At 47.3% G+C, this 17,182-nt stretch carries 13 protein-coding genes; 12 read left to right on the plus strand and 1 reads right to left on the minus strand.

Annotation, left to right across the window (positions count from 1 at the left end):
* Nucleotides 1–17 precede the first annotated feature (17 nt).
* The 5 genes from C7R91_RS11250 to C7R91_RS11270 all read left to right on the plus strand — a co-directional run bounded on the left by C7R91_RS11250 (nt 18) and on the right by C7R91_RS11270 (nt 6,887).
* Nucleotides 18–1,247, plus strand: a complete 1,230-nt coding sequence (locus C7R91_RS11250; protein ID WP_047072123.1) for an efflux RND transporter periplasmic adaptor subunit — start codon at nt 18–20, stop codon at nt 1,245–1,247.
* 186 nt (nt 1,248–1,433) lie between these two features.
* Nucleotides 1,434–2,885: a polysaccharide deacetylase family protein gene (locus C7R91_RS11255; RefSeq protein WP_047072122.1), complete on the plus strand. Its 1,452-nt coding sequence runs from the start codon at nt 1,434–1,436 to the stop codon at nt 2,883–2,885.
* A gap of 159 nt (nt 2,886–3,044) precedes the next feature.
* A complete protein-coding gene (locus C7R91_RS11260) occupies nt 3,045–4,052 on the plus strand; it encodes an ABC transporter substrate-binding protein (protein WP_047072121.1) in 1,008 nt (335 codons plus the stop codon).
* A 176-nt stretch (nt 4,053–4,228) separates the two neighbouring features.
* On the plus strand, nt 4,229–4,996 hold the full coding sequence (locus C7R91_RS11265; RefSeq protein ID WP_047072120.1) for an ABC transporter ATP-binding protein: 768 nt from the start codon (nt 4,229–4,231) through the stop codon (nt 4,994–4,996).
* A 13-nt stretch (nt 4,997–5,009) separates the two neighbouring features.
* Nucleotides 5,010–6,887 (plus strand): FtsX-like permease family protein, encoded by a 1,878-nt coding sequence (locus C7R91_RS11270; RefSeq protein ID WP_047072119.1) that lies wholly within the window; start codon nt 5,010–5,012, stop codon nt 6,885–6,887.
* Between the two features lie 270 nt (nt 6,888–7,157).
* Here C7R91_RS11270 and C7R91_RS11275 read toward each other — a convergent pair whose 3' ends face one another.
* Complete coding sequence (locus C7R91_RS11275) at nt 7,158–7,628, minus strand: DinB family protein (RefSeq protein WP_047072118.1); 471 nt, start codon at nt 7,626–7,628, stop codon at nt 7,158–7,160.
* A gap of 372 nt (nt 7,629–8,000) precedes the next feature.
* Here C7R91_RS11275 and C7R91_RS11280 point away from each other — a divergent pair, with 372 nt between their 5' ends.
* From C7R91_RS11280 to C7R91_RS11310, 7 genes are all read left to right on the plus strand, one after another.
* Nucleotides 8,001–9,020: an ABC transporter substrate-binding protein gene (locus C7R91_RS11280; protein WP_047072117.1), complete on the plus strand. Its 1,020-nt coding sequence runs from the start codon at nt 8,001–8,003 to the stop codon at nt 9,018–9,020.
* Between the two features lie 20 nt (nt 9,021–9,040).
* A complete protein-coding gene (fhuB, locus tag C7R91_RS11285; RefSeq protein WP_083995149.1) occupies nt 9,041–11,101 on the plus strand; it encodes a Fe(3+)-hydroxamate ABC transporter permease FhuB in 2,061 nt (686 codons plus the stop codon).
* 117 nt (nt 11,102–11,218) lie between these two features.
* A complete protein-coding gene (locus tag C7R91_RS11290; protein ID WP_255322512.1) occupies nt 11,219–12,808 on the plus strand; it encodes a helix-turn-helix domain-containing protein in 1,590 nt (529 codons plus the stop codon).
* Nucleotides 12,809–12,925: 117 nt separating this feature from the next.
* On the plus strand, nt 12,926–13,951 hold the full coding sequence (locus C7R91_RS11295; protein WP_047072115.1) for an ABC transporter substrate-binding protein: 1,026 nt from the start codon (nt 12,926–12,928) through the stop codon (nt 13,949–13,951).
* Nucleotides 13,952–14,206: 255 nt separating this feature from the next.
* On the plus strand, nt 14,207–15,265 hold the full coding sequence (gene desA, locus C7R91_RS11300) for a Delta(5) desaturase DesA (RefSeq protein WP_047072114.1): 1,059 nt from the start codon (nt 14,207–14,209) through the stop codon (nt 15,263–15,265).
* Between the two features lie 63 nt (nt 15,266–15,328).
* The gene (locus C7R91_RS11305; RefSeq protein WP_047072113.1) at nt 15,329–16,471 is read left to right on the plus strand and encodes a sensor histidine kinase; all 1,143 of its coding nucleotides are present in this window, start codon (nt 15,329–15,331) and stop codon (nt 16,469–16,471) included.
* Nucleotides 16,468–17,067 (plus strand): response regulator transcription factor, encoded by a 600-nt coding sequence (locus C7R91_RS11310; protein ID WP_047072112.1) that lies wholly within the window; start codon nt 16,468–16,470, stop codon nt 17,065–17,067. Before C7R91_RS11305 ends, C7R91_RS11310 begins: the two co-directional genes overlap by 4 nt.
* Nucleotides 17,068–17,182: the final 115 nt, after the last annotated feature.

A 17,182-nucleotide genomic window follows, 5' to 3' on the forward strand; every position in this document is an offset into this window, starting at 1 on the left:
AAGAGGAGGAACCATTCATGATCATAAATAAAAGAATCGCGATTGTGGCGCTGCTTTCCCTTACCTTGATCACTGGTTGCGCAAGCCAGGAGGATGCAGCGACGACTGCTGCCCCACCAGCAGAAACGGTTACCCCTGTACAGGTTGCAACAGTGGTACAAGGTGTGGTCACATCTGAGTCTGGACTGACAGCAAAATTGGCACCGAGTGAGGAAGTCCAAATGTCACCAAAAACTAGCGGGAAAATTGCATCTCTCCCAGTAAAGCTGGGTCAGGCCGTAACAAAAGGACAATTATTGTTTACACTCGATACGAATGAGTTGTCTAACAGTGTAAGAGAGCAAGAAGCAGCTCTCCGTGTGGCAAAAGCGAACTTAACCCAAGCAGGCAGCACCTCTAACCAAAGTTTGGTGGAAGCACAAAATGATTTGACGGAAGCAGAACGAGCGCTTGCTGACGCAAAACTGAACCAACAACGTAATCAACAGCTGTTTTCTCAGGGGGCGATTGCTGCTGAGAAAATGGAAGAGGTAAATTCAACGTTCACAAAAGCCCAGATTTCCTATGACAATGCAAAGCAGAAGCTGCAAAGCGCCAAACAAAAAACGGGTGTGCAAGTATCGGCGGCGAGCGTAACGGAGTCCGAGGTCAGACTGCAAAATGCTCGTGAGCAATTGGCGAATGCAAAGGTTGTCTCCCCAATCGACGGATTTGTCGCAAGCGTGACCGGAGCAGTAGGACAGATGACAGGTCAGCAAACCATTGTGACCGTCGTCAAAACGAATCCACTTGTGGTCAAAGCAAATTTGTCTGAAGCAGATGTGACAAAAGTAAAAGTAGGAACAGTCGTCAAAGTAAACGTGCAGTCTACAGGCAAAACGATTGATGCAAATGTAACGGCGATTAGTCCTGTCATGGATTCGCAGATCAAAGCCTATCCGGTAGAAATCACGATCCCGAATGCTTCTAATGAATTGAAGTCCGATATGGTCGTAAATGTTACCTTCCCGCAAGGTTCAGAAGGAGCGAATTCACTGGTCATACCTCGCAAGGCCGTATTTGATCGTGAAGGCAGACAATACGTGTTCAAGCTGGAAGGGGAAACAGCCAAGCAAGTGGAAGTATCGACGGGCAACTCGACAAGCGAGTTGATTGAAGTAGTGTCCGGCCTAGCGAATGGAGATATCGTCGTGGTAAAAGGACAGACGCTGCTTGCGGATGGCGGCAAGGTGAGTATTCAGAAGTAAGCAGATAGGGAAGAAAAAGAGGCGGAGCAGATCCGCCTCTTTTTGTTATTAAATGGTAGGAATATCTGCTCTACCAAAATTGCTAAACAGAGTATAATTTTAGCTATGGTAGTTGAGAGTTAAAAATCAATGCCTCGAACTTTGCATAATCCCGACATCAAAGAAATGATAGGATAAGGAGCCATAATGATTATATTGACCAAACTGTTCAAAGGAATTGCACTGCTCATGACAGTCGTGCTCATTTCCGGATGCTCGATTTTTGCGAGCAAAGAAGAATCCACTGAGAGCCCAAAGATAGAGAAGAAACAGAAAATCACCCGATACACAGGTGAAAAAAGCAAGGCGCTATCTTATGTATACACGGGGCGCAAGGAACTAGCTCTGACGTTTAACGGCATGGGCGACGATAAAATGATGAAAAGTCTTTTGGAGCAGCTAGATGCTCATAAGATCAAAGCAACCTTTTTTCTCCCTGGCATGCGTGTCGCTGAGGAGCCAAACATCGCCAAGGACATTTTGGCCCGCGGTCATGAAATCCAAAACAACACATTGAATCAACTGGATATGAGCAAGCTCAGCTACGAGCAAATTTACCGGGAGATTCAGTTGAGTAATGAGGTCATCAAACGCGAGACGGGTGTTTCACCTCGCTATGTGAGAACCAAATCTGGCGATGTGACAGATGACGTTCGTTTGGCAGCTGCCCATCTCGGGATGGAAGCAGTCGTCAGCTACAACATCAACCCGAAGGATCGTGATTTGCAAAAAGACGCCAAAACCATTGGAGATTACATCACTCGCTACATATCCAGAGGCAGTATTATCTCACTCAATACAGACATCAATCCTGAGGTCATCCCAGCTATTCCGTTGATCGCCAAGGCAGCAGCGGATATCGGCTATCAGTTTGTCCCGCTCAGTGAGATGGTGAAAAACGGCGGTGAACGCAAGCCGCTGGAACAAATACCAGGCTTTGACGCAGCAAAACTGAATCCGCAATTCGAAAATGCCGAGTACGAGATCATCTCTCAGGTCGACACAAATAAAAAACAGATCGCGCTAACCTTTGACGACTGGGGAAGCGACAAAACCGTAACGAAACTATTAGAGATTCTGGCAGAGCATGATGTAAAAGCGACGTTCTTCTTGCGGGCAAAAGGGGTGGAGAACAATCCGAATTTGGCGAGAGCGATGGTGGAGCGTGGTCATGATGTAGCAAACCATTCTTATAGCCATCCGGTCATTACGACGCTGACAATGGAAGAATTGCAGAAGGACGTGGTCAAAGCACACCAGGTCATTACCGAAGCGATCCAACAGCAGCCTGTCATGCTGTTCCGTCCGCCGACTGGGGTAGTAGACGAGCACACAGCCAAAGTGATTGCAGCTACGGGATACAAGGTCATCGCGTTGTACGATGTCACCACATTGGATTGGGACAAGAAAAACAGTGCCCAAGATATTGTAAATGGCGTCATGAGCAAGACGAAAAATGGCAGTGTCATTTTGCTGCATATGCTCGATGACATCCACACGATTGAGGCACTCCCGATTGTACTGGAAAGACTGAAAAGCAAAGGCTACACCTTTGTAAAGATGGACGATATGATCAAACAAAGCCGCTCCGGCAACTAATCCCTTTCTCAGAAAGGGATTTTTTTTGCTTTTTTTCGCAAAGCTTGGGCGATTGACAGTAAAAATACTCTTTGTTATAGTTTTGACGATAATGATAATCAATATCGATTAATGTCTTACTTACATCTATCTTGCAAACGTACATAAGGGAGGCTCATCATGCTTACTAACAAAACAGTAAATGCTGTCCTTGCTGTTATTTTTGTGTTCTCGCTTTTTTTGACGGCATGCGGTGGAACAAATACGGCAACGCAAGCACCCGCAACAGATTCTGCTTCCAAGCCAGCTGACAAGTCAACAGAAGCCCCTACTGGGAACAAAATGCGCAGCATCGAAACACCCAAAGGGACCATTCAAATTCCTGACAAGCCACAACGTATTGTGACCGATTACTACGCTGGCGAGTTGATTGCAGTAGGCGGAAATGTAATCGGTGCAGAGACAGAAGCTTTCAAAAGCCCGTTTACCGTTGAACAATTAAAAAATGCGCAGGACGTAGGAAGCCCGCGGATCAATGTGGAGAAAACGTTAGAGCTCGCTCCTGACCTCATCGTCGTCATGTATGATGACAACTATGAAGCCTTGTCCAAAATCGCTCCAACCGTTTATCTCCCTTACGGTACGGCGACAAACATTTACGATACGGTCAAATTGTTCGGAGACGTGGTTGGCGATAAAGAAAAGGCAGACAAATTCATTGCAGACTTTGACAAGAAGGCTGCCTGGGGTCGCGAAAAGCTGAAAGGCATCGTGGATGAGAATGCAACGGTTGGTCTCTACGAGCTGACGAACAAAGGAGATTTGTGGATCTTCGGCGATCACGCAGGGCGCGGTGGTCAAACCGTGTACAATGCATTGAAGCTGAAAATGCCTCACGCAGACAAATCCAAAGAGCAAACCGTACAGCTGGCCATGGAAACCTTGCCAGAATACGCTGCGGATTACATGTTCGTGACCTTCTACAATCCGGAAAAAAATAGCGAAGCCTTGAAAACCTTACAGGAGTCCGCTGTCTGGAATGCGACTCCTGCGGCGAAAAACAATCAGATTTTCTACAACGACTACGATACATTCTATCGCTATGACCCAATCGCGATCACAGCACATATTGATATGTTCGTAGATATGCTGATCAAAAGACACGAAGAGAACAAGGGCAAAAAATAGATCACAAGAAAAGTCATCCCTCGCCGGATGACTTTTTTTCGTCTCACGTAATAAACCTTACAAAATGTAAAGAAAACTGTAAGGAACATCAATAGCTCCTGTTCTGGAATTTGGTTACAGTTAATAGCGACGAAAACAACGAACGCTAGCCAACAGATAGAATGGAGGAACGTAGAATGAGTACTGCTGTACTGGAAGTGAAAGACGTTCAAAAAATATATGGGACAAAAGGTGAAAGCCAGTCGCATGCCTTAAAAGGCGTGTCGATGACCATAGACAAAGGTGAATTCGTGGGAATCATGGGGCCATCCGGTTCGGGTAAGACGACACTGCTCAACGTGATTTCTACACTGGATCGTCCAACGGAAGGCTTTATTGAAATTGCGGGAACGAACATTACACAGATGAAGAATAACCAGCTCGCAGATTTTCGCTCGCAAAAGCTCGGCTTCATTTTTCAAGATTTCAACCTGCTAGAGAATTTGTCCGTGTATGAGAACATTGCTTTGCCGCTGTCTCTGCAAGGTGTCCCTTCCAAAGAGATCAGCAACAAAGTAAGTAAAGTAGCGCAAACACTCGGGATCGAAGAGATTTTGCAGAAATATCCGGTTCAAATTTCCGGGGGACAAAAACAACGCGCCGCAGCAGCACGCGCACTTGTGCATGATCCTGCGATTTTGCTGGCGGATGAACCGACGGGCGCCCTCGACTCGAAGAATGCGAAAAGCTTGCTGGAAACGATGACAGATTTGAACGAGAACCACCAAGTATCAATCATGATGGTTACGCACGATGCTTTTTCTGCGAGTTATTGCAAACGTATCTTGTTCATTCAGGACGGCAAGCTGTACACCGAGATTCAACGTACGGGGGATCGTCAGCAATTTTTCAAACAAATTCTGGATGTACTGGCCGAGCTAGGTGCATCACATGATGTACGCTAGGAGGTAACGTTTCATGCTTTTAAAGCTATCCTTGTCCAGTATGCGGAAGATGATGAAGGACTATCTGGTTCTGCTCGTGGGTCTGGTCATCTCGATTTCGATCTTTTACATGTTCCAAACGCTTGCCCTCAATTCTGATTACACGAAAAACAACTCGATGATCTCTTCGATTCAGATCGTTTTCAATGTAGGGGCATTCCTGCTGGCGTTTATCACGATTTTCTATATCTTCTATGCGAACTCATTCCTACTCTCGCTGCGGCGCAAAGAGCTCGGAATGTACATGGTCTTAGGGGCGAAGAAGGGGAAAATCAGCCAGATTTTGTTCCTGGAAACATTGACAATGGGGATCATTTCTTTGGTGATCGGTAGTCTGGTTGGTATTGCGCTTGCAAGCGGCATCGGCGTCTTGCTTATGAATCTGCTGGAGATTTCGACAGATGGGTACTATCCTTTTTATCTGCCGGCGGTTTGGATGACATGGGGATTCTTCCTCATCCTGTTTATCATCACATCTACGATCAATGCGACTCGTTTGGCTCGTGCTACTGAGCTCGCTCTCATCCGTGCCGAGCAGCAAAATGACCAAATCAAGTCAAAAGGAATCGGAGCCGTTTTGGTAGCCATCCTTGGCGTGATTCTGTTGGCTCTGGGCTATACATGCTTGCACTTGATTATGTACCTGCAAGCACTCGGCTTTATCGTAGGCGCGATTTCATGCACAATCGGGACGTACTTGATTTTCATCTCGCTGTTGCCAGTTCTTGTACAGGCTTTGAAGAAAAATAAAAAGCTGAATGATAGCAAGTTGAACGCATTCACCTTTGCTCAGCTGCGCTTTCGAGTGAACAACCTGACCAAAATCCTTGGTACAGTAGCCATGCTAATTGGGCTTGGTGTCGGAGCGATGGCAGGGGGCTTGGCTTTCCAGCAAAACGTCAATTTGTTTACCTCGGTATTCCATGTGTATGACGTGAATCTGCATGATCCGGTTGAAGCGGATTATGAGGCACTGAAAAAAATGAATGTCCTGGAGCAAAATACGTATCGATACAAAGTCGATGACAAGGCGTATTACTACTTGAAGGAAGACCTGCTGGCAAATCCGCTGCTGATTTCCACGAACAGCACTCAAAATTACTCTGCTGACAACAAGCCAAAACTTGTGACAGATCCGCTTCCAAAAGAGACGTATATCATTAGTGCGTCAAAAGAAGACAACGGTAAATACGATGCTGTTCCTGAGGATTGGGACAAAGCGATATCTGCCAATTTTATCAACTACCAGATGATTGAGGGAAAATCTGTTCTGGTTGTGGATCAGGCGACGTATGAGAAAACCGCTGGAAGTGAACACAAGGTTCTCCTTGCCCAGGTTGACGACTATTTGAAATACACGCAGGAATTAAAAGCAATGGATGAACGTCAAAAGCAAATGATTGGGTCTATCGCAAATGTGGAAGTGAAAGACGTATACACTTCTTCGAAATACAGCACGTATGCGGGGATGTATATTTTTACAAGCGGAACGATGTTCATGGGCTTCTTCCTCGGAATTGCTTTCCTGGCGATGATGGCAAGCTGCCTGATGTTCAAAATCTTGTCCGGTGCTTCCCGTGACAAAGATCGTTACAGTATGCTGAGAAAAATCGGCGTACGTCAATCGTTGCTCGTAGGTTCGATCTATAAAGAGCTGTTCATGGTATTCATTTTCCCGGCGATTATCGGTCTGATGCACGTATTGCTCGGTATGGAGATGTTCTCGTTCATCCTATTGGATCCGTATCTGAACATCTGGATTCCAACGCTGATTTTCGTTGTGATCTATGCGATTTACTATTACATCACGGTTCAGCTTTATCGTGGAATTGTGTTGCCGAAAGAAGCGTAATTTTAATAGAAATCAATCCTCCTCATTTGAGGGGGATTTTTTCTTTTTTTACGGAGCAGTTGTGGGGGAAGAAGCACATTTCCAGTCTACGCTTCGGCCTACGCCCAGAAAAGGGGGAGTGACTGCCCACTTCGGAATAAATGCGGGAGCGCTTCAAACCAGAAAACGCGAATGCCACTTATTCCCCAGCTGGGTTGGGCTCCAGAGGCGCTTGGATTGTAAATGCGCTTCTTCTGTTCTTTGTAAATAAAGTCTTAGACTGCCGCAGTGTTATACCCTATCCTCCCGATATGCTTGCCTTACCCGCTCAATCTGGGCGAGGTGGTCACGGACATGACGGACGCGAAATTCCAGCAGCTCTTTGAACGTGAACCGCGCTCCATCGGGATATTGCCCGACGCGCTCAAGCTGCTCGGGAGTCAGATTTGCCAGAAGCGGCAGCATGCTGGCCCGCAGCATTTGGAACAGGAGCAAATGCTGCTCGCAGTCCAACCGTTCATATCCTAGGTTATCCGCCCAGGCTTCCTGATCAAATGATAGTAGAAGCGGTTCTTCCTCCGCCAAGACTTTTCTCAGCCGATGTGTCGACAGGACTTCGCTATCGGTTACATGGATCACAATCTGATGGATGCTCCATTTGTCCGGTGCAGGTTGGAAACGCAGCTCTTCCTCAGACAATCCTTCGACGGCTTCTCGCAGCAGCGCATAGTCTTGGCTGTACTCCTCGATCAACTTTTCCATTGGATCCTCTCCTTCATCATTATTTTTGTGGGAGGGTGCATTCGATCATAATTAATATTCTTCGGTATTGAACAAGTACCTTCTGGGTTTTGGCCAACAATAAGTCACACTAAAGGGGGTTCTTCGGAAAGTCCCAAAATGTTTATTCCACTATCGGGACTTTAGAGATTAAGCCAAACTACTTTATTTTCTCTGAACATCTTCTGCGCAGCCAGGAACAGCTGGTAAACAAAAATATAGTGAACACATCCCACCGTTGACAAGGATAATGATAATCATTATCATAATCAATGGTTGATTGGAAGCTATGTCCATCATGCAACATCCACTATCATTCGATGTATCACCTAGAAAAGTAAGGGGGAATTTTTCATGCGTCTTATGAAATTACCAGTGATGCTTGTATTTTTGTCTGCGATGCTGCTACTTGCTGCTTGCGGCAATGCAGGGTCGACTGCACCATCTGGTTCCAACCAAGCTGCTACAGCTCAGCCTGACACAGCGAAGCCGGCTGAAGAGCAAGTGCGTACAGTGAAGCACATGATGGGAGAGTCGACTATCAAAGGCACTCCTAAGCGTATCGTTGCATTGGAATGGAGCTCAGCAGAGCATTTGTTGGCTCTCGGTATTCAGCCTGTAGGGATTGCAGATATTCCTAATATGAAAAAATGGGTGAAGCTCCCTGTGGAGATTGCTCCAGAAGTAGTGGATGTAGGGAGTCGCACTTCCCCAAACCTGGAATCGATCATGATGTTGAAGCCGGATTTGATTATCGGTATTAAACGAAATGTAGAAGCGAATTACGATGAAATGAGCAAAATTGCCCCAACGATTGCTTTTGATACGAATCCTGCTGAAGGTCAGGGATCACAGTATGATCGAATGATTGAGATTTTCAAGCAAATTGCGGATATTACGGGTAAAAATGCAGAAGCCGAAGCCGCTTTGAAAGACCTCGACAAGACTTATGCGGAAGCAAAAGAAAAGCTGACCAAAGCTGGTGCTGATAAAGTTCCATTCGTTCTCGCGATGGGTTACAGCAGTCAAAATGCGGTAGAATTCCGTTTGTCTACGGACAACTCTACAGCAGCAAGCATCTTGATTAACATTGGTCTGACAAATAAGTATAAGCCTAAGAAATTTGAGCAAACAGGAATGACACTGGCAGATGTGGAGGCACTTCCAGCGTTGCAGGATGCGAATTTCCTCCATATCATTCAAAATGATGACAACGTGATTGAGAATCAATTGAAGAACAACCCTGTTTGGAACGGTCTTACTTTTGTGAAGGAAAATCGCGTCTATGCTCTGGGCGGAGATTTGTGGCCGTATGGTGGTACCATGTCTGCAAAGATTCTCGCGAATAAAGCTGTTGATCTGTTGGCAAAATAATGAGTTTAGCCAAAAATAAAATGTTTACACGATCTGACATCACTCCAGCCAGCTCCTCACAAAGAGGGGGCTGGAGATTGTTCTTGATGTTAGGGAGTGGACTTGTCGCTCTGTTAGTGCTTACATTTGTCAGTTTGACACAGGGGATGGCAGACATTTCTCTGCGTTCTGTTGTACAGGCTATTATTGCTCCGCAAGACATTTCCGATCACCATATGATTCAAGGTGTGAGGCTTCCGAGAACGGTCATGGGGCTTTTGTCTGGTGCAGCATTGGCTATTGCCGGAGCTTTGATGCAGACAGTGACACGAAACCCGCTCGCTTCGGAAACGACACTGGGCGTAAATGCGGGTGCTTATTTCTTCGTGGTGTTCGGGATGGTTTTTTGGCCATCATTCTTGCATGACCACCCGCTTCCATTTGCGATGGCAGGCGGAATACTCGCAGCTGTTACCGTATACTTCATGTCTGGCGGGCAAAAAGGTACGCCTGTGCGTGTGGCTTTGTCCGGGATGATTGTCACCTTGGTGTACTCCTCCTTGACGAGTGCCATCATCTTGTTTAACGAAGAAACGACAAATGGCATTTTCCTCTGGGGCTCAGGCTCCTTGAAGCAAAATGACTGGTCGGGTGTAGAATTCAGTTGGCCTTGGATTGTAGCCGGGATTTTGGTCAGCTTTTTCATGGCTAGGCAGCTTGATGTACTTAGCCTTCATGAAGAAACGGCGAAATCCTTGGGGCAAAAGGTAGCAAAAACACGGCTTTTCACCATGTTTATTGCGATCTTGGTTACGTGCGTCAGTGTCAGTGTGGTCGGGCCAATCGGTTTCATCGGACTCGTGGCTCCGCATCTGGTGCGATTGTCAGGCATCACTCAGCATAGATGGCTGTTGCCGCTATGTGCCATCTGGGGGGCAGCGCTGCTGGTAGCTTCCGACACGATTGCACGCATGTTTATCAATCATTATGGTGAACTTCCGGCAGGAGCCATCACGGCTGCTATTGGTGGTCCATGGTTGATCTGGCTGGCTTTGCGTGTCTCGCGCAGTATGAGTGCTGGTACTGGAAGCTCGATGAGTGTCGGTGGAGCACAACGCAAAGTTTCGTATCCGTTGATTGTGTGCACGCTTGCTGTGCTGCTCGTGGTCGTTTGGATGATCAGCTTGTCTAGCGGAAACTTGTACCTGCCGTGGACGGAGATCATCGCTATTTTCATGGGACAAGGAAACGAGATGTACAGCCAATTGGTGTTTGAGCTTCGGATGCCGCGACTGTTGACAGCGATGTTGGCAGGTGTGGCACTCGCGATCAGCGGAAGTCTCATGCAGAGTGCAGTACGAAATCCACTGGCTGATCCGCAGATTGTCGGTGTCACGAGCGGTGCAGGTGTAGGGGCGATTATCGTGCTCCTCGTGTTTCCTCAACTCTCGGCTTGGATGCCGCTTGGGGCCGTTGCAGGGGGAATCATCTCTGCTGCGATTGTGTATGCGGTCTCTTGGAGAAGGGGACTCAATCCAATCATCTTGACGCTAGTAGGAATTGCGGTTTCTGCCGCAGGTGCCGCCTTTATCAATATCTTGATCGTAAATTCCATGATCTTGGCAGCGCCTGCACTCACTTGGCTGGCAGGAAGTACATACGGGCGGGGATGGATGGAAGTAGGCCGCCTGTTGCCTGCGATCCTCGTCTTAGCACCAATCGCGTGGTGGTTAGGCCGTCGGGTGGATCTCTTGTCATTTAACGACGAGAGCTCGACTGGATTGGGGTTAAAGGTGCGGATAACGAGGCTGTCTGTGGCAGTCATTGCAGTGTTGCTCGCTTCAGCGGCTGTTGCCAGTGTCGGAGCCGTAGGTTTTATCGGTCTTCTCGCTCCGCATGCAGCACGTATGCTGGTTGGACCTCATCATCGCCGTGCAGTTGTCGTCTCAGCCATGCTTGGAGCCGTATTGCTGGCTGCTTCTGATTTGCTGGGAAGGACCGTCCTGATCCCGAAAGATATTCCGGCAGGAGTAGTGGTGGCGTTGCTGGGCGCGCCCTATCTGTTCTTGCTGATGTTCCGTTCAAATCGTTCCTCACAATAGACGCATAGGCAAGTACTTGCCAAATAAAAAGATCTCCAACATGATAAAAGTAGAACAGGCTGATTCTTGCAATCAGCTTGTCTACTTTTTCTTGTTATTTTCCGGTGATAGAAGGATGTGAGTCTGTTGACGATTTATCAGGATTATCCTGGCTTGTTGATAACCGCCTTTCGCAAACAGCGATTGAAAAATTTTCACCTGCGTCAGGTGGAGGTAAACACCCATGTCCTTTGCTATGTGACAGAAGGAAGTGCAGCGATGGCGGTTGATGGTCAAAAGCAGGTGCTCGACGCCGGAAAGCTCTTGTTGTTGCGTCCGACGACGAAGCTAGAAGAATTGTGGTGCCAATCAGGACCGTTGCACATATATAGGCTGCATTACGCGGAAGCGAGACACGATCAGCAAGAGAGCGCTCCCGCGAGGAAAGAAGTCAAGGTTTTGGCTGTCTCTACTCCCGCCTCATTTCTGAGGATATTGGAGGAGCTTTCGCATTTGACACGGAAGCGGGACTACTCTTCTTTTTTGCGGAGCCAAGCGCTTCTCTACGAGCTGCTTGGTATTGTTCATGATGAACAGAAAAAGAAAGAGGAAAAGGGGATTGGAGCTATTGAGGAGACCATTGCCTACATGCAAAAACACTACCGCGAGTCATTAGAATTGGGAAGCTTGCCGAAGCTGGCGGGGCTGACCCCCAGCTCTTATTGCCGTGCTTTCAAACGTGCAACGGGAATGACGCCTGGGGAGTATTTGACTGGGCTACGGATGGAGCATGCCAAGGAGTTGCTTGCTCATTCTGGAGGAAGTGTGAAGGATGTAGCTCGTAACGTAGGTTATACCGATGAGCTGTATTTTAGTAGACTCTTCAAAAAACGAGAAGGATTGTCGCCGCAAATTTATATGAAGCAAAGTGACCAGCGGGTAGTCGTCGTCAGCAAGCTGTTTTTGCAGGATCATTTTCTTGCGATGGGAATTCAGCCGATAGCTGCCCCCTCCTTCCCGAACTACTTTGAAACGAGGACGGGCTTTCCTTCTTATTTGCAGCAAAAGCTGCGCGGGACAAAAGCACTGAATGCAGAGCAGTTGATCGATCCGAAAGAGATTTTGACTTTGTCGCCAGATGTGATCGTCAGGATGAATTTTTTTCACAATCGGGAGGCAGGAGATTGGGAGAAAATAAAAGGAACGGTCTTCTTTGACGGCTATCCGAACTGGATTGACTACCAAACCAGATTGGCGACGCTCTTCAAGAAAGAGAGTCTGGCAGAGAAAATCATCAAGCACATCGACAAATTGGAAAAACAAGCAAGAGATGCACTGTTACCGGTTACACGCACGGGTGAATGGACGATGATTCGCGTCCTTGCTGATGAGGTGCGTCTGTATGGTGTAGAGGGACACGCCCTCGCTGACTTGTTTTATCACAAGCTTGGATTTTCGCCTGACCCGAATGTGACCCATGCGGCCTATAAACCAAATGCGCTAAACGATCTGATCGAATTGAACCCGGAGAGAATCATCGTGTTTTGGAGTGAACGGGAGCATGTAGCAGCACTGTGGAACAACCCGCTTTGGAGAGATATGCGTGCGGTGCGGGAAAACAAAGTGTACCATCCCGCCAATCACGAATGGGACCCATGGGGACCGTTTGGCAGAGAGCATACGATTCAAAGGAGTACAGCGTATTTTCTCCAATGCACACAAGGGTAATTTGGTCCATGACAATTAGACAATCACGTCCATAGAAAAGTAAGAGGAGTCTCTATATACTATCAATTGATAATTGTTATCAATAAGTTGATAAGCAGAAGTGGGGGCATTCTCGATATGAAAAGTAAGACCAGTTTACGTACCATGCGCCACATCATGACCAGCTTCTTCGCGCTGTGCTTTCTGGTTGTCCTTGCCGGCTGCGGAGGCAATGCCAACCAAGCTCAACAAGCGCCAGCTGCATCGGGAACGACGACTGAGGCTACTCCAACACCAGCACCAGCAAATTCCAATGAAGTACGAGAAGTAAAACACGCAATGGGTACCACTCCGATTAAAGGAACACCAGAACGCGTGGTTATTTTAACAAATGAAGGTACGGAAGCCTTGCTAGTACTTGGCGTCAAGCCAATCGCTGCTGTACAGTCCTGGGATGAAGATCCTTGGTATCCTCACATCAAAGACGAGATGACAGGCGTAGAAGTGTTGGGCTTCGAAGACCAGCCGAATCTCGAAGCGATTGTAAGCCTGAGCCCTGATTTGATCATCGGAAATAAAGTGCGTCATGAAAAGATTTACGATCAACTGTCTAAAATCGCTCCAACCGTATTCTCTGAAGAGCTGTCCGGTAGATGGAAAAGCAACTTCACGCTCTATGCAGAAGCACTGAACAAGAAGGCGGAAGGCGAGCAAGTCCTGAAAGAATTCGACGACCGCGTAGCTGCTGCGAAAGCAAAGCTGGGTCCTAAAGCTTCTACTAAAGTATCCGTAGCGAAATTCTCCAAAAAAGGCGTACAAATCTATCAAAAAGATACCTTTAGCGGTGTGCTGCTCGATCAGCTGGGACTCGCACGTCCAGCTTCCCAGGACGTAAACAATTTTGCAGAAATGATCGGCGAAGAAGGTATGTCTGCGATGGACGGGGACATCCTGTTCTACTGGGTAACGGAGCCAACGAAAGAATCTAAAGACATTGCGAACAATGCAAAAAAATGGATGGAGAGCCCAGTCTTCAAATCTCTGAATGTGGCGAAAACCAATCAAGTTTACCAAGTAGACGAAACGGTCTGGAACAAAGCAGGCGGCATCAAGGCAGCGAATTTGCTGCTCGAAGATATCATGAAGCGCCTCGATGTGAAGTAAAAAGAATACGGTGTCAAAGCAAAAGACCTCATCCGGAAGAATGGATGGGGTCTTTTCTTGGCATAATATGGGACGTCTACTTCGTTTATGTACCTTAAATATTTCCAGTCGCTTGTTCAACCATGACATTTGTCATGTCTTCGACTTGACGTTTATGACTACAGCGGCCAGACACTATTTTCTACAATAAAGATAGAATATGGCGTTCGGCGCATTCCACGTGTCTATGCGCTTCGATCGAGGAGGAAACAATAGATGCATCAAGCCAACATTGCCCAGTTGAAAAAGAATGTTGCCCCCTTTGAAAAATCAGACCTGAAAAAGAGTATCCGACAGCTATTCAATACGTTGGTTCCGCTGATTCTGCTCTGGTACGGAGCTTATCTCAGTCTGTCTGTGTCTTATTGGCTCACGTTGCCTATCGTCATTGTCGCAGCTGGCTTCGTCATCCGTACCTTCATCATTTGCCACGATTGCTGCCACCAATCCTTTTTCAAAAATCGTCGGGCAAATGACATCGTAGGGACGATTACTGGTGTGCTTACCCTCGTTCCGTATGAACAGTGGAAAAATAGTCACAATATTCACCATGCAACGAGCAGCAACCTCGACAAACGAGGCGTAGGCGATCTGTGGATGTTGACTGTTAATGAATATCTCGAAGCTCCTACTTGGCGTAAAATTGCTTATCGGCTGTACCGTAATCCGATCGTTATGTTTGGTTTGGGTCCTATTTTTGTCTTTTTGCTTCAATATCGTTTTAATGTAAAGAGAGCTCGCCGCAAAGAGCGGATGAATACGTATTTGACGAATGTGTTGTTGGTCAGTCTTTATGGGCTCTTAATCTGGGCGGTTGGCTGGCAAGCATTCCTGCTGATTCAAGGTCCAATCTTTTTTGTCTCGGGATTGTTTGGGATTTGGCTGTTTTATGTGCAGCATACGTATGAGGATTCGTACTTTGAGAACGAAGAAGAGTGGAGCTACGTGAAAGCAGCAGTAGAAGGAAGCTCCTACTATAAGCTGCCGAAGGTTTTGCAATGGATCACAGGCAATATTGGCTTTCACCACGTCCATCACTTAAGCCCACGCGTACCGAATTACAACCTGGAAAAAGCCCATAACGAGACACCGCCGCTTCATATGGCGACAACGATTACACTGGCGTCCAGCTTGCAGTGCCTGCGTTTTCATTTATGGGATGAGAGCAACAAGCGTTTTGTGAGCTTCAAAGGCATCAAGCGATTGGCTGCTGCTCGATCTGAAGTGATCATGGATGCACTCCAAGGCTCCAAACCGAGTTTGGAAGGAAAATAAGCCTGCCATAAACCTTTGAATTCCGATACACTTGAGAGAGTGGCGAAGAAAAGGTGGGCAATCATGCAGAAGCAGAAGTGGTATCACATTCTTCAAAAAAATACGGGCTTGAGCCCTTATGTGTGGGTTGTCTTCTACATCCTGCCATTCTATTTCATCTTCCGGTCCTCTTCGACGCACGAAGCAGTGATCGGAATCATCATGATCATTCTGTTTTTCATTTGCTATGTATTCTCCTTCCTGTCAAAGGGCTGGCTAATTTACTTTTGGACGAGTGTGCAGATTATCATATCCGTCGCCATGACCTTGATGTTCGGCTATGTGTATTTCTCGCTCTTCCTGGCGTTTTTTATCGGGAATATCGAGAACAAGATCGGCTTTGTTACGCTGTACACGGTTCATTTGATTAGCACCACCTTATCGGTCAACATCGGCTTTTTCACCAAAAACGCGCAATTGATTGGCCAGCTTCCGTTTGTTTTGGTTAGCATGATCGCTGTCATTCTCTTGCCCGTGACTACGTACAACTGGAATAAGCGAGAGAAGCTGCAAGGAGAGCTGGAGCATGCAAACAAGCGGATATCAGAGCTGGTCAAGCTCGAGGAACGCCAACGCATTGCCCGAGACTTGCACGATACGCTGGGGCAGAAGCTCTCCCTAATTGGGTTGAAAAGTGATTTGGCGAACAAGCTGATCAACAAAAATCCTGCTCTGGCGAGAACGGAGCTGGAGGAAATCAGGCAAACGGCGCGAATCGCTTTGAAAGAGGTACGGGAAATGGTCACGCAAATGCGCGGGACGCGGTTAGAGGATGAGATGTTTCGGATCAAGCAAATTTTCAAGGCAGCGGATATTGAATTCGTGCTGGAAGGCGACACGAATTTGACCAATACTTCGCTGATGACGGAAAATGTGTTGTGCATGTGCCTGAAAGAAGCGGTCAACAATATTGTGAAGCATAGCAATGCCACCGCCTGTTCCATCGTCATTGAACCCACTCGTACCGATCTCGTCGTAAGCGTAACGGATAATGGCATCGGAATGGCGGAGGAATTGGTTTACCGAGGCAACGGTTTGCGTGGGATGAAGGAACGGCTGGAATTTGTCAACGGAAGCATGGAAATCCAGTCCTCAATGTCTGGAACACAGCTAGTGATTCGGGTACCCAACGTCTTCAAACAACCGGAACAGGAGGCGGGAGGATGATTCGCATTGTTATTGCAGAGGATCAGCGGATGCTCTTGGGAGCCCTTGCTTCCCTGCTTGATTTGGAAGAGGATATGAAGGTCGTCGGAAGAGCAAGTAATGGTGAGGATGCCGTTAAGCTCGTGCATCAGCATCAACCCGACATATGCATTATGGATATCGAAATGCCAGTCAAAAGCGGATTGGACGCTGCTGAGGAATTGAAAGGCAGCGGGTGCAAGGTGATGATTCTTACAACCTTTGCTCGCCCAGGTTACTTCGAACGGGCACTGAAGGCAGGCGCAAACGGCTACTTGCTCAAGGACAGTCCGAGCGAGGAGCTGGCTAGCTCGATCCGCAGCATTATGGCCGGGCGGCGGATCTATGCGCCTGAGTTGGTCGATGAGGCATACGGGCAGGAGAATCCGCTGACAGAGCGGGAAAAGGAAGTCCTGCTTTTGATCGCTGACGGGAAGAACACCAAGGAGATTGCCAGCCAGCTGTACATTACGACAGGGACTGTGCGGAATTACATCTCCATCATTCTCGATAAGCTCGGTGTTAGCAATCGGATCGAGGCGATTATGCATTCCAAGGAAAAAGGCTGGTTTAAGTAGCAGACCAGCTGGAGGAGGCCCTTTCTGTTTCGGCAGGAAGGGTTTCTTTTTTATGGGGTTATGATTGATGATCTGGTATATTTAGTATGATTCCACCCACTATCGTATATGAATG

Source organism: Brevibacillus formosus (assembly GCF_003013405.1).
Lineage (GTDB): Bacteria > Bacillota > Bacilli > Brevibacillales > Brevibacillaceae > Brevibacillus > Brevibacillus formosus.